Here is a 13,242-nt window from a genome sequence, read left to right on the forward strand (position 1 = left end):
GCGACGCCTACTAGAAACTAATGGGTTATCTAATGAGGAGGTCATGGCATGAGGACAGTGTATTCGCAACTCAGCATCGAAGAGCGCTGTAGAATTGAGCGCTGGAGGCACGCGGAAGTTCCTGTTCGAGAGGTGGCACGTGTGTTGAAGCGCTCGAAAGCCACCATCCATCGAGAGATCAAGCGAAACTTCTTCTCGGATCCTTGTCTGCCGAAATGCGATGGCTGCTACGGCGTGTCTGCGCATCGGAAAGCTGCGGATCCGCGCGCCCGACAACGTAAACTGATCCGCCATCCCGAGTTGCGCAAGCGTGTTGTCGAGCGGCTAAAGAATGGCTGGACGCCTGAGCCGATCGGCAACCGAATGATCTATGAAGGCGCAAAGCTACGCGTCTGTCAGGAAACGATATACCGCTACATCAATTCCAGAGAAGGCATGGCCGACGAGCTCTGGTGGTATCTGCCCGAGCATCGAATGTTTCGTCGGCCACGCCGCGCCAGAAAGCGCCAGCCCCCCAAGTTTGACCGTGATGTCAGCATCCTGTTTCGCCCGGATGACGTGGCGCATCGACGTCAGTTTGGTCACTGGGAGGGAGATTTGATGCTGTTCAAACAGGCTCTTGGCCAGTCAAATGTCACGTCACTGGTCGAACGCGTCAGCCGGTTTACGGTGCTGCTGAAGAACCCGAACAAGCGCACGAGGCCCGTGATGGGCAAGATCATGAAGGCGGTGGGCAACCTGCCCCATCTGGCACGGAAATCCATCACCTTCGATCGCGGCACCGAGTTTGTCTCGTGGCCCCATTTGCAGGCCGAGATCGGAACGCAGACTTGGTTTTGCAAGCCGTCCTCACCCTTGCAGAAAGGCACGGACGAAAACACCAACCGCCGCGTTCGAAGATGGCCGCCAAGGAAGCGGGACATTACGGCCCTCACTGATCATGACTTGAAGGTGATCAGTGACCGCCTCAATGCGACGCCCAGAAAATGCCTGGGCTGGAAGACGCCCGCCGAGGTGTTCCGGGAAAAGATGATGGAAGAAATGGGCCGAGCCCCCTACCCTCAAAGGCAATAGGAGTCGCAGTTCAGGTATCGCTCACAGTCTTCGGATGTCGGAGTACGTAAGAGTGAGATCGAGCGACTGAGTCTCGTCTCACCTTGATTTCAACACCTCAAGATTCTTGCGCTTTTTGAATGTTTCGACGGTTCAAGCGCTTCAAGTCCACGTCAAACGGAAAGCCAGCAAACCTCTTCGCAACCTGGAAACCGGCGCAGAGTGTCTTACTTGAGCATAGTTGATCGGTAGAATCCCCTGCTCCGGCACTCTGGGCGCGAGGGAGATGGAAAACACCAGCAACTGAAAGTTTGCGGAGTCAACAATGCCCCTGAAATAAACAAAAAGACTATCTGTCTTGCCTGGCCTTGGCTTGCCTGCAATGTTGCTGGGCAACTCTCCAACCGAAAAAGGAGCTCCTATGTCTCGACTTTCAGACCGCAGAGACTTTGCCACCGAAATCTGCGAGCAGGCTGGGGTAATGGCCAATAAGTTCTTTGCAGATCGGGTCAATCTTGTCGTTGATCAAAAAGGCGCTCAGGACTGGGTCAGCGAGGCGGACAGGAGCGTCGAAACCTTCATTCGTCAAAAGATCTCGGAGGCTTGGCCCAAAGATGGCATTTACGGTGAAGAACATGGCGCGGTAGCGGGAGAGAGTGGCTTTGACTGGGTTATTGACCCAATTGATGGAACCACGAATTTCGTGAACGGTATTCCAGCGTGGACCATTGTTCTGGCTGGTGTCACCAACGGCCAAACGGAGATTGGCGTGATCCATGATCCAAGCGTGGATGAGACTTTTGTCGCAACGCGCGGAGAAACAGCGACACTTAACGGATCACCGATACGGGTCGCTTCAGGAGTGCCTTTGCGCGACGGAACTGTGGCCGTAGGATACTCGAACCGGATTGAAAGCCGTCATGTTTTACCCGTGATCGAGAATCTGATCGAGCACGGGGCGATGTTTCACAGAAATGCCAGCGGAGCGCTTTCGTTGGCCTACGTCGCTGCCGGACGCCTTTTGGGTTACGTCGAGGAACACATGAATGCTTGGGATTGTCTGGCTGGGCAATTGCTGGTCGCGGAAGCGGGCGGCGTTGTCGAGGATCAGAACGCCGATGCGATGATCCGAGACGGTGGGCGCGTGATCGCAGGCACGCCAGATGTGTTCGAGACGTTACGTGAGATCGCAGAGAACGCATGGAGCGCTTAACGTCTAAGTCAAAGAGACCCAACCTGAATCAGGTTTGAGTGTCGCTAGATCAGCCTGCCAGAAATGGCCTTGTGAGGGCTGGTCATACTTGCGGTCTATCGAACAATCCGAAAGTGCGCACCAAAGCAATGTGCCTACTGCCCCGTGTGTCGTGATTGCAAGATCCCCGGCATCATGCGTCTGGATTATCTCTGTTACTGCGCGATGAATGCGTCTCTGCGCCTCGACAGCTGTTTCCCAACCGCGATAGCTCGTATCCGGCTGCGCAAAGAAAGCATCGGCGGCGGCCTCGAAATCGTCCCGAGGCAAGTAACCGGTTGCGCTGCGGTCGTTCTCACCAAGACCCCAGTTGCAATTCACGGGTAACGCTTGTGGTGCAGCAAGAATCTCACCTGTTTCGCGGGCCTTCCGCTCGCCACTGGTCCATATCTGCATCACGTTGGATAAGACTTCACTGGATGCAAATTCGGTAGCGCGTTTGCGGCCCACAGCGTTCAATCCCCACTCAGTTATCGGAACGGCCGGATCGACAGAGACCTCGGGGTGCGAGATGATAATGAGTTTCGGCATTTAATCCGGCAAAAGAACGGGGCCTTTGTCAGCAAAGCCCATTTTGGTTTTTGTGCCGGGATCAAGCGGCGTATCGACGTCATCGTGTACAGCAAAAACCTGACCGAATGCACCGGTCAGCGTATATTCCATCCGAACGCCAACATAGGTCGCCTTGGCCACCGTGGCTGGGATGCCTTGGTCTGAACCGATGACCAGACGCGAGGGGCGCACAGCGATGGTTGCAGGTCCTTCGGACAATCCGCGACGTGGTAGCGTGTGGCGGTAACCTTCTATTTCTATCGTTGCCGCGTCGCCGTTGATTTCGACGATTTGGCACTCCAAAAGATTTGCCTCGCCTATGAAATCGGCAACAAATCGGTCGTTCGGGGCATCGTAAAGCTGGCGGGGTGTGCCCATTTGGGCGATTGCTGCGTTGCGCATGACGACAATCTCATCCGAGACCGCCAGTGCCTCTTCCTGATCGTGGGTCACGTAGACAACTGTCAAACCAAGTTCTTGCTGGATTGCCCGAATATCCTCTCGCACCTGACGGCGAAGCTTGGCATCGAGGTTGGACAACGGCTCGTCGAACAGCAGAACCTGCGGCTCAAGAACCAGCGCGCGGGCGACTGCAACACGCTGTTGTTGACCCCCCGACAGTTCAGAGGGAAGACGGTTGTCGAACCCCTGAAGACCAACAAGTTCCAATCCATTCAGAGCGCGGCTGCGGGCTTCATCCTTTGCAAAACCCGAGAAGGTGAGGCCATACATCACGTTTTCCAGCACGCTCATGTGAGGGAAAAGCGCGTATGACTGGAACACCATGGATACGTCACGGTCGGTGGCAGGCAATTTGGTCACGTCCCGATCTCCGATCAGGATCTTGCCCGAGCTTGCCATTTCCAACCCGGCAATCATGCGCAGAGTCGTTGTTTTCCCACAGCCTGACGGGCCAAGCAGTGTGACGAGCTTTCCCGCCTCGACGTTCAGGTTGATGTTGTCGACAGCGACGACATCCTTGCCGAACACTTTCGACACGTTCTCAAAGCGTACTGGGGCAGCCTTGGAACCGATTTTGGTGTCGGTCATGGCGATGTCTCCGTTCCGTGCTGCGTGCGTCGGCCAATTTGGACCCGACCGACGAGAAGTTGCAATAAGCCGACCGCCGCGAGCATCACGAAGATCAGCGTCGTCGAATAGGCGATCGCAAGGCCATAGTCGTTGTTCTCGACCCGACCGATGATGTAGCTGGTCGCCATGTCATATTCTGCACTGACCAGAAAGATGACGGCCGAGATCGCCGTCATGGCGCGCACAAAGCTGTATACAAGCGCGGCAAGTATCGCAGGGCGCAACAGCGGCAGAATGATGTTTCGGAACGTCTGCCACGAGTTTGCACCAAGGGTCAGCGAGGATTCATCAAGGCTGCGGTCAAGCTGCGACATGCTCGCGATCCCCGCACGAACGCCGACCGGCATATTGCGGAAGATGAAGCTGACCACGAGAATGACACCCGTACCCGTGATTTCAATTGGCGGAACGTTGAAGGCCAGGATGTAGCTGACGCCGATTACTGTCCCGGGGATGGCGAAGGACAGCATTGTTCCAAATTCGAAAGCGTTCTTGCCTGCAAAACTTTGTCTTGTCAGCAGATAGGCGGTCACCAGGCCAACGGCGGCAGTCAGCGGGGCAGCAATGGCCGCGATGGTTATGGTGGTCCAGAAACTGTCCCAAGCTGCCCCGGTCCAGCGAATACCCTCTTCTTCGAAGCGGACCGAGAATGCAGTGATATAGTGTTTGATCGTCAGCGAGTTGTCGACGCCCCACAGCTCGACAACACTGCCGTAAATGATCATCGCGTAGACAACAATTGTGAACAGCGCCCAACCCAGAGCGACGAGCAGTACCGGAACAGAAAGGCCAGTGGGCATCAGTGGATGGACGCCGGCATCCCCTTTGCCGGTGACGGTTGTGTAGCTTTTCTTCCCCAGCCAGACACGCTGCGCGTAAAAGGCGGAAAGAGTAAAGAACAGCAGCACCATGGCCAGAACCGCAGCCCTGCCTTGATCGTACTGAGCGCCGACGATGGCAAAGAATATCTCGGTCGAAAGCACGTCGAAATTCCCGCCCAATACAAGCGGATTTCCGAAATCGGCCATGCTTTCGATGAAGCCCAGAAGAAATGCGTTCGCAAGACCAGGCCGCATCAGGGGCAAGGAAACCGTCTTGAATGTCTGCCATCTGCTGGCGCGGAGCGTTTGCGCCGCTTCTTCCATCGACGGAGAGACGCCTTCAACCACACCAATCAGAACAAGAAACGCAATTGGTGTAAACGCGAGTGTCTGCGCAATCAGGATGCCCGGCATTCCATACAGCCAGCGTGTTGGTTGCGTGCCGAACAGTTCGGCAAAGAACCGGGTGACAGAGCCGGACAGGCCAAAAAGCAGGATCAGCGCCAGGCCGATCACGAATGGCGGGGTGATTATTGGCAGAACGGTCAGAGCCCGCAGCGCGCGCTTGTAGCGAAAGCCTGAGCGCGTCACGACAAGTGCAAAGCAAAGACCCAGGACCGTGGTGATGACGCCAACGAGGATGGCAAGGAACAGTGAATTCCAGGCGGCGCCACAACGCGCGCCCTGAAAACACCCCAGACCCCACAGTCGATCATCGAAAAACTTCGAGAAGAAGACCGCGATGGAATACGCGCCGTCTTCGGTGATGAAGGCAGCGAAAAGCATCTTCGCGATGGGAAAAAAGACAAACACGGTGACAATTGTAATAACGCCTCCGATGGCGCTTACGACAAAGACGTCACCGTTAATGGCACCCCTTGCCGCAATCCCCTGAGTAAGCAGGAACAGAAAGCTCGAGGCGCAAATCATCGCGCCATAGCCCATGCCGAACTGACGGTCGCCAAGCTCGCCAAACATCGCCTCCAACCAATGAAAGTTGAAACCTCTGATGCCAATGCTGAACCCCTGAGCGATCAGCCAGCCAAAGCCAAGCGCCCCTGACAGGATCAGTATGCGGGCGTAAACTGGATCAGATTTGGTGCGCTTCAACACCAGAAGCGGCAGGGCCAGTGCGATCAAAAGCGGCGCGAGCCAAAGTTTTTCGCCCTGCCCAATCAGAAACGCAGCGGGGGCGTAATCCTCATCGAATGGATAGCCGTCCAAAAGCCACTCGAACGACCAAAGGCCACCGTCGACCATATACCAAGGCAACAGGCAGAATCCGACCCACCCGGCCGTGATCCAGAAGATCAGAACCGGATGGGTCGTTTTTGAAGTCCGGTCAGTCATTTACTGCGGCAGAGTCGAAACTTCTTCGTCCCATTTCTGCAACAGACGCTTCCGTTCGTCCGAGGACCCATACTTTTTGAAGTCATAATCAATCAGCTTGATCTGACTCATGTCTGGCGCGCTCTCCGAAGTTTTTGCGTTCTTGTTCGATGGCACCTGGAACGCGTTGACCTGCAAAGCAAGGTTCTGAGCTTCGGGCGAAAGAGCCCAATCATAGAACTTCTTCGCTTCTTCCTCGTTGCGGGCTCCGTCAATAATCGACATCGAGCCAATCTCGTATCCCGTACCTTCGCATGGCGCGACGACCTTGATCGGGAACCCGGAAACGGCCTGTTTCACGGCGTCATGCATGAAGACGATACCAATTGTGTTCTCGCCACGACCGGCGGCCTTGATCGGCGCCGATCCGGATTTGGTGTACTGATTGATGTTCGAATGCAGGCCCTTCATGAACTCAAAGCCTTCATCCTCGCCGAAGATCTGCACCATCGACGCCAGCGTGGTGTAGGCCGTACCTGATGAGTTCGGATTCGCCATCTGAACGTGGCCCTTGTATTCGGGCTTCAGCAGGTCTTTCCAACAGGCCGGTTCGGGCAGGTTGTTTGCAGCGATAAGATCGGCATTGTAGCCGTAGCCAAGTGCGCCCGAATAGATGCCGATCGTTCTGTTACCCGCGCTTTCTGCCTGGGATATCGCCCAATCATGAAGCTGATCGCGCATTGGCGAAATGTATTCCATCGTCAGGCCCTCTTCGGCGGCCTGCAAATGCGGATCACCCGTACCGCCCCACCAAACGTCCCCTTTCGGATTCGAGCTTTCGGCGCGTATTTGCGCAAAGGTTTCCCCTGACGACTTCCGGGTCATGTTGACGTCGATGCCCGTCGCATCTTCAAAGCTGCGCGCCATCAGTTGGCACCAGTCTTCTTGTGCCGAACAATAAAATGTCAGTTTGTCGGCCTGTGCCGCCGACAGTGACGCAGCCAGGGCGATCACCGATCCAACCGTGGTGGATATCAATTTCCTCATTTTCTTCCTCCCTTTGAGCTTGATGCGTCCGGGTTTCCCGGTTCTTTCATGCCCTTCCTCATGCAGCCTGTCGAAGTTTCTTTATGACAATTTTGACTTCTGGATTGTCTGTCAGATTGTTCAGCAAATCTGACAGGTCGCTTTCTTGAACCAACTTTGCGGCCTTTGCCGGTGAAAACCAGTGACGCGTACGTTCACCTTTTTCCTTCCAGCGTCGCTTCAGCTTTTCGACGACCATCGGATAAAGGGTGACGCGGCAGCGAACGCTGCTTTGCCCCTCGTATCGTTTATCATAGAAAAAATGACCGATTGGCCGTTTCGATATGGTGCCGACGGCGCCTGCTTCTTCTTGCGCTTCGATTTCAGCGGCTTGCCATGGTTTTTTGCCGTCCATCAGCCATCCTTTCGGGATAACCCACCGGCCGGTATCCCGCGAAGTGACCATAAGAACGCGCAACTTGCCAGCCTTGTCCCAGCGCATCGGAAGCGCCGCAATCTGATCTGCCGTTTCGCTGTCGCTCATGCCGCCTCTCAATGCCACACGATCAAGAACCAAAAGGAAGCAGTCTCATTGGCAAGTTGGCCGGTCAACGCTTTGCCTTGGCTCGTATTCTGAATTTGATCAGCCTGTGCATCTTTGCTTTGCGCTTCGAAATACTTGTGTTCGCTCGAATTCTCACAACCTTCCGAGGGTTATGCAACAAAAAATATTGCATTATGACCGAAAGCCCACAAAAGTGGATTTCGAAACCTAGTCGGGTCGTCGGATGTCCAAAACTAAAACGCGCGGCAAAATGTCTGAAAAGAACCACAGCCGGGTAAAGAAATCCGACCGGCGCCAGCAGATATTGCTGGAACTGAAGCTGCGCCCGCACGTTCGCATCAACGAACTGGCGCAGCGGTTCAACGTCTCCACCGAGACGGTACGCAGAGACTTCGATGCTCTGTCGAATGATGGCTTGATAGCGCGGGCACACGGGGGGGCATCGGCCGCCGCGCAAGGGCACTATCCGGGTCTGGATGAGCGAACAAACGCTCAGGTTGAGGAGCGTGAACGAATTGGCGCCACAGCGGCAGAAGTGATCCAGAGCGGTGAAACGGTCATGATCGATTCCGGCTCGACCACAATCGAAATGGCACGTGCACTGGCTTATATTGGCACACCTTGCACCGTAATCACCAATTCCATTCCTGTAGCCATGACCCTTGGCCATGGGGCTGCACAAGTGCTGTTATGCCCGGGGGAATACTTGGCAACCGAGTCTGCAACGATCGGAACCGAGACGCTGGAGTTTCTGTCCCGTTTCAACGTCGACAGGTGCATGATCGGTTCCTCTGGGTTTTCGACCGATGGACCTTCAGAAACAGTGCGCGGCTTTGCGGCAATAAAGAGGGCAATGCTGTCGCGAGCCGAGAAACGGCACCTTCTTGTCGATTCCGGGAAATTCGGCCGGAAAGGCCTGTCTCAAGTAGGGGACCTTGACGACCTGGATTCGATAATCACCGACAAAAAACCAACAGGAGAATTGCGTAACGCCATTGAAAGCGCCCTGGTCGACGTTCTCGTCGCCGGGTAGATATGAAATGACTGATTAACAGCGGATAAAAAGCACCGCACTTGACTGGGAGGAAAACATGAAGATCGATATCAAACTATTGCTTGGGGCATCTGCAATCGCGCTCATGTCGATAAGTGGAACGGCGTCGGCGCAGGATTGTCCACGCGGTGACTTGGACGAGCGTTTTTGTGATGCCGACGGGGATTTGATCGCGGATATCCCCACAGATCCTTCCGAGCAGATAGATCCCGACACTTTGATTTTTGCCTATACGCCGGTTGAAGATCCCGCCGTATACAAAACCGCGTGGTCAGATTTTCTTGACCATTTGAAAGCAGAAACTGGCAAGGACGTCGTCTTTTTCCCTGTTCAAAACAACGCGGCCCAGATCGAGGCGATGCGTTCGGGGCGTTTGCACATTGCAGGCTTCAACACCGGTTCCAACCCACTGGCGGTAAACTGCGCCGGGTTCCGCCCCTTCACAATCATGGCTTCGAAGGACGGAAATTTTGGTTACGAGATGGAGATCATCACCTATCCAGGTTCGGGCATCGAAAAGGTCGAAGACATCAAGGGGAAACAACTGGCTTTCACATCGCCTACATCCAACTCGGGATTCAAAGCGCCCTCGGCGATCCTGAAAAGCGATTTTGATCTTCTGCCCGAACGCGATTTCGAACCTGTCTACTCGGGCAAGCACGACAACTCGATCCTGGGTGTCGCCAACAAGGATTACCTGGCGGCATCCATCGCGAATTCGGTAAAATCCCGGATGATCTCGCGCGATGTGATCAAGGAAGATGATGTCGTTACGATCTACAAGTCGCAGACCTTCCCGACCACAGGGTTTGGCACCGTTTACAACCTGACGCCCGAGTTGCAGGAAAAAATCCGCAATGCGTTTTTTAGTTTCGAATGGGAAGGCACGACACTGGAGGCGGAGTTCTCAAAATCGAACGAAGGCCAATTCCTTGAGATGACCTATCAGGAATTCTGGGACGTCATTCGTAAAATTGACGCGGCAAATGGCGTCTCTTACGCCTGCCAGTAATTTTTGGCTCATCCGGCGGGCCTGAAAGGGCCCGCTGTTCACCCTAATCTGGGGCATTTCATGCTGCGTCTTCAAAAGCTGACGAAAACATACAAGACCGGAGATCAGGCGCTGAAGGCCATCGATCTTGAGGTTCCAAAAGGACAGGTTCTGGCGTTGATCGGGCCCTCGGGCGCGGGCAAATCGACCATGATCCGTTGCATCAACCGCTTGGTTGAACCTTCAAGCGGCGGTGTCCTTCTGGATGAGGTTGACCTGACCAAGCTCGGATCGGGCGCGCTTCGGAAAGCACGCCGCGAAATGGGTATGATCTTTCAGGAATATGCGTTGGTCGAACGCCTCACGGTGATGGAAAACGTATTGTCCGGCAGGCTGGGATACGTGGGATTCTGGCGCAGTTTCCTGCGGCGGTATCCGCAGTCGGATGTGGACGAAGCCTTCCGCTTGCTCGATCGGGTCGGGTTGTTACACATGGCTGACAAGCGGGCAGATGAGCTATCTGGTGGTCAACGCCAAAGGGTGGGCATTTGTCGAGCATTGATTCAAAACCCGAAACTGTTGCTGGTTGATGAGCCAACCGCGTCGCTGGACCCAAAGACCAGCCGTCAAATCATGCGGCTGATCACCGAGTTATGTCAGGAACGCGGATTGGCGGCCATCATCAATATCCATGATGTGGCGCTCGCTCAGATGTTTGTTCCCCGTGTTGTGGGACTCCGATTTGGCGAAATTGTGTATGATGGGCTTCCCACCGGCCTTACCCCTGAGAAGCTGACCGAGATCTATGGGGAAGAGGACTGGGAGGCAACCATCGAAAAAGTGGACGAAGATGAAGATGTCGAGGCCGCAGAATGAGCCATCGAGAATTGGACGACATGCTGGGAAAAGGCTGGCGTAAGCCTGCCTTTGTCAAGAACCCAGTGCTCCGCTGGGCATTGCTCTTTGGATTTCTCGCCTACCTGATCGCAGCCTTTATGACCATCGAAGTCGATTGGGGTCGTGTCTATGAAGGGCTGGATCGCGGTTGGGCGTTTGTGCTTGCATTCACCAGCCCAGACTTCATTTCACGGTGGTCAGATATTTGGAGCGGCCTTCTGGAAAGTATCGTGATGACCGTGGCCGCGTCGGTCGTGGGTATCCTGATATCGATCCCGATCGGGCTGGGGGCTGCCCGTAACATCGCGCCATTGCCAATCTATATGATTTGCCGAGGTATTGTTGCGATAAGCCGGGCATTGCAAGAGATCATCGTTGCCATATTGCTTGTGGCGATCTTCGGCTTTGGCCCGTTGGCCGGATTTCTGACGCTTTCCTTCGCCACCATAGGGTTTCTTTCGAAACTTCTGGCCGAAGACATCGAAGCCATGGACAAGGTTCAGGCCGAGGCGATCAAGGCCTCTGGAGCGCGTTGGCCACAATGGATCAACTATGGAGTTCAGCCGCAAGTGATGCCGCGACTTGTGGGCCTTTCCATGTATCGGATCGACATCAACTTCCGGGAAAGCGCGATCCTCGGGCTTGTGGGGGCTGGTGGAATTGGTGCGACTTTGAACACCGCATTCGACCGCTATGAATACGACACCGCGGCGGCCATTCTCATTCTGATCATCGGCATCGTGATGGCTCTGGAATACCTTTCGGGAATTATTCGAGCGAGGGTTCAATAATGCCGATACTTGAACGCGACGATGCGCAAATCTGGCGTCGCCGGACAACCGGTCAGAGCTTGGTTCGTTGGTTCGGCTGGCTGTTGGGCGTGGCGATCTTTGTTTACTGCTGGCAGCTGATCTCGGAATCGACCACTTGGTTTTTCGTCTGGGACGCGCCCCGCATCGCCAATGATATCTGGACACGGGCAACGCCCCCTAAATGGGAGTACATCACCCAACTGGGCCGCCCGATTTGGGACACGCTAAATATCGCCACATTGGGAACAATCATTGCCCTGTGCATGGCAGTGCCCGTCGCCTTTTTGGCGGCCCGTAACACAACGCCATCGGCCTTGTTCATCCGGCCGATTGCCCTGTTGGTCATTGTCTCGACTCGCTCTATCAACTCGTTGATCTGGGCGCTTCTTCTGATCGCAATTATTGGTCCCGGAGTTTTCGCCGGTGTCATAGCAATCGCCATTCGTTCAATCGGGTTTTGCGCAAAGCTTCTTTACGAAGCGATCGAGGAGATTGATCACACGCAGGTCGAAGCAATCACGGCAACCGGTGCTTCACGCTGGCAGGTCATGGCCTATGGGATCGTACCGCAAATCCTGCCCGCGTTTGCAGGCATTGCTGTTTTCCGTTGGGATATCAACATCCGCGAATCCACGGTGCTCGGGCTGGTTGGAGCCGGAGGTATCGGGTTGCAATTGTCGGCTTCGCTCAACGTTCTGGCTTGGCCACAAGTCAGCCTGATCCTGATTGTCATTCTCGTCGCGGTTATGATCAGTGAATGGGTTTCGGCGAAAGTACGAGGGGCCATCATTTGACCGGTTTCTCTGTGCAAGAAGCTTTTGACGCCTACGAGGCTGTGCGACATCGCCTGCCGCAAACCAGATCTACCGAATTGAGCTATCGCCAGGCGGACACGCTGGAGGACATAGCTCATGAGTTTGACGTGTTCTTCCTCGATGCTTTCGGGGTTCTCAATATTGGTGATACGGCAATCCCGGATACGCCAGATCGGGTCAGGTCGCTGACAGCCGCCGGCAAACGTGTTCTGGTCGTGTCGAATGCCGCCGGGTTTCCCCACGCAACTCTTATTAAGAAGTACAACAGGCTTGGTTACGATTTTGCACCACAAGACGTGATCACCAGCCGGGCCACGTTGTTGTCTGAACTGAACGGCCAAAGTGATTTGCATTGGGGATTGATGGCGGCCCCCAGTGCCGGCCTTCGCGATCTGGAGGGGCTGAAACTGTCCTACCTGGAGGATGACCCGAAGCCCTACGAAACCGTCGACGGGTTCTTGTTGATCGGGTCAGCGGTTTGGAATGAAGCGCGACAAGCCATGTTGGAGGCCACTTTGCAAGAGCGTCCCCGCCCGGTATTGGTCGGCAACCCTGACATTGTCGCTCCGCGCGAGTACGGTTTTTCCAAGGAACCCGGTCTTTACGCGCACCGGCTGGCAGACCGGACAGGCGTCGCCCCTCAGTTCTTTGGAAAGCCTTTCGCCAATATCTATGATATTGCTTTCCAACGTCTCGGACACATCGACAAGTCCCGGGTTCTGATGGTTGGCGACAGCCTTCACACCGACATACTGGGCGCACGAGAAGCAGGCATAGCTTCCGCACTCATCTCGGGATACGGTTTCTTCGCAGGGCATGATGTTGAAGCAGCGATCATGAAGGCAGGGATAGCACCGAACTTTGTTTTAAACCGGCCTTGATGTCAGGGCGTTCCGCTTAGATACGTTTTCCTGTTAACTCGAACATCCGGTGAATCTGCGTTGCGAACATGCCGCCGAAGTGCATGAAGCGCCGCGTGTGAA

Annotated in this window: 13 protein-coding genes; 8 read left to right on the forward strand and 5 right to left on the reverse strand. The window is 55.0% G+C overall.

The genetic code is table 11. The features are described 5' to 3' along the window. Positions 1 to 48 precede the first annotated feature (48 nt). Together ACR0LI_RS09410 and ACR0LI_RS09415 are read left to right on the forward strand one after the other, a co-directional pair. Entirely contained in the window at positions 49 to 1,074 is a 1,026-nt protein-coding gene (locus tag ACR0LI_RS09410) for an IS30 family transposase (protein WP_480718403.1), read from the forward strand. 400 nt (positions 1,075 to 1,474) lie between these two features. Further along, positions 1,475 to 2,266, forward strand: coding sequence for an inositol monophosphatase family protein (locus ACR0LI_RS09415; protein WP_480718404.1), 792 nt, complete (start codon positions 1,475 to 1,477; stop codon positions 2,264 to 2,266). A 3-nt stretch (positions 2,267 to 2,269) separates the two neighbouring features. Here the strand turns inward: ACR0LI_RS09415 and ACR0LI_RS09420 are convergent, their stop codons facing one another. The 5 genes from ACR0LI_RS09420 to ACR0LI_RS09440 are packed head-to-tail and all read right to left on the reverse strand — an operon-like array spanning position 2,270 to position 7,669. Continuing rightward, on the reverse strand, positions 2,270 to 2,836 hold the full coding sequence (locus ACR0LI_RS09420) for a histidine phosphatase family protein (RefSeq protein ID WP_171723762.1): 567 nt from the start codon (positions 2,834 to 2,836) through the stop codon (positions 2,270 to 2,272). After that, the gene (locus ACR0LI_RS09425; RefSeq protein ID WP_171723761.1) at positions 2,837 to 3,907 is read right to left on the reverse strand and encodes an ABC transporter ATP-binding protein; all 1,071 of its coding nucleotides are present in this window, start codon (positions 3,905 to 3,907) and stop codon (positions 2,837 to 2,839) included. It abuts the gene before it with no gap. Next, positions 3,904 to 6,120, reverse strand: coding sequence for an ABC transporter permease (locus ACR0LI_RS09430; protein WP_480489102.1), 2,217 nt, complete (start codon positions 6,118 to 6,120; stop codon positions 3,904 to 3,906). The genes ACR0LI_RS09425 and ACR0LI_RS09430 overlap by 4 nt, the downstream gene beginning before the upstream one ends. Next, positions 6,121 to 7,146, reverse strand: coding sequence for an ABC transporter substrate-binding protein (locus ACR0LI_RS09435; RefSeq protein WP_209833944.1), 1,026 nt, complete (start codon positions 7,144 to 7,146; stop codon positions 6,121 to 6,123). Between the two features lie 58 nt (positions 7,147 to 7,204). Continuing rightward, the gene (locus ACR0LI_RS09440) at positions 7,205 to 7,669 is read right to left on the reverse strand and encodes an NUDIX hydrolase (protein ID WP_171636059.1); all 465 of its coding nucleotides are present in this window, start codon (positions 7,667 to 7,669) and stop codon (positions 7,205 to 7,207) included. A gap of 244 nt (positions 7,670 to 7,913) precedes the next feature. Between ACR0LI_RS09440 and ACR0LI_RS09445 the strand changes: the two genes are divergently transcribed. From ACR0LI_RS09445 to ACR0LI_RS09470, 6 genes are read left to right on the forward strand one after another with little or no spacing between them, the layout of a single operon-like run. Then, positions 7,914 to 8,723, forward strand: coding sequence for a DeoR/GlpR family DNA-binding transcription regulator (locus ACR0LI_RS09445; RefSeq protein WP_480718405.1), 810 nt, complete (start codon positions 7,914 to 7,916; stop codon positions 8,721 to 8,723). Positions 8,724 to 8,781: 58 nt separating this feature from the next. Continuing rightward, positions 8,782 to 9,756 carry a phosphate/phosphite/phosphonate ABC transporter substrate-binding protein gene (gene phnD, locus ACR0LI_RS09450; protein ID WP_171636055.1) on the forward strand — a complete coding sequence of 325 codons (975 nt, stop codon included), beginning with the start codon at positions 8,782 to 8,784 and terminating at the stop codon, positions 9,754 to 9,756. A 60-nt stretch (positions 9,757 to 9,816) separates the two neighbouring features. Next, positions 9,817 to 10,611, forward strand: coding sequence for a phosphonate ABC transporter ATP-binding protein (gene phnC, locus ACR0LI_RS09455; protein ID WP_170651922.1), 795 nt, complete (start codon positions 9,817 to 9,819; stop codon positions 10,609 to 10,611). Continuing rightward, positions 10,608 to 11,423, forward strand: a complete 816-nt coding sequence (phnE, locus tag ACR0LI_RS09460) for a phosphonate ABC transporter, permease protein PhnE (protein WP_209833948.1) — start codon at positions 10,608 to 10,610, stop codon at positions 11,421 to 11,423. The genes phnC and phnE (ACR0LI_RS09460) overlap by 4 nt, the downstream gene beginning before the upstream one ends. Then, the gene (phnE, locus tag ACR0LI_RS09465) at positions 11,423 to 12,238 is read left to right on the forward strand and encodes a phosphonate ABC transporter, permease protein PhnE (protein WP_171120783.1); all 816 of its coding nucleotides are present in this window, start codon (positions 11,423 to 11,425) and stop codon (positions 12,236 to 12,238) included. Before phnE (ACR0LI_RS09460) ends, phnE (ACR0LI_RS09465) begins: the two co-directional genes overlap by 1 nt. Further along, on the forward strand, positions 12,235 to 13,140 hold the full coding sequence (locus ACR0LI_RS09470) for an HAD-IIA family hydrolase (protein WP_480718406.1): 906 nt from the start codon (positions 12,235 to 12,237) through the stop codon (positions 13,138 to 13,140). The genes phnE (ACR0LI_RS09465) and ACR0LI_RS09470 overlap by 4 nt, the downstream gene beginning before the upstream one ends. The last annotated feature ends 102 nt before the right edge of the window (positions 13,141 to 13,242 follow it).

The organism is Ruegeria sp. CL7 (genome assembly GCF_056536445.1).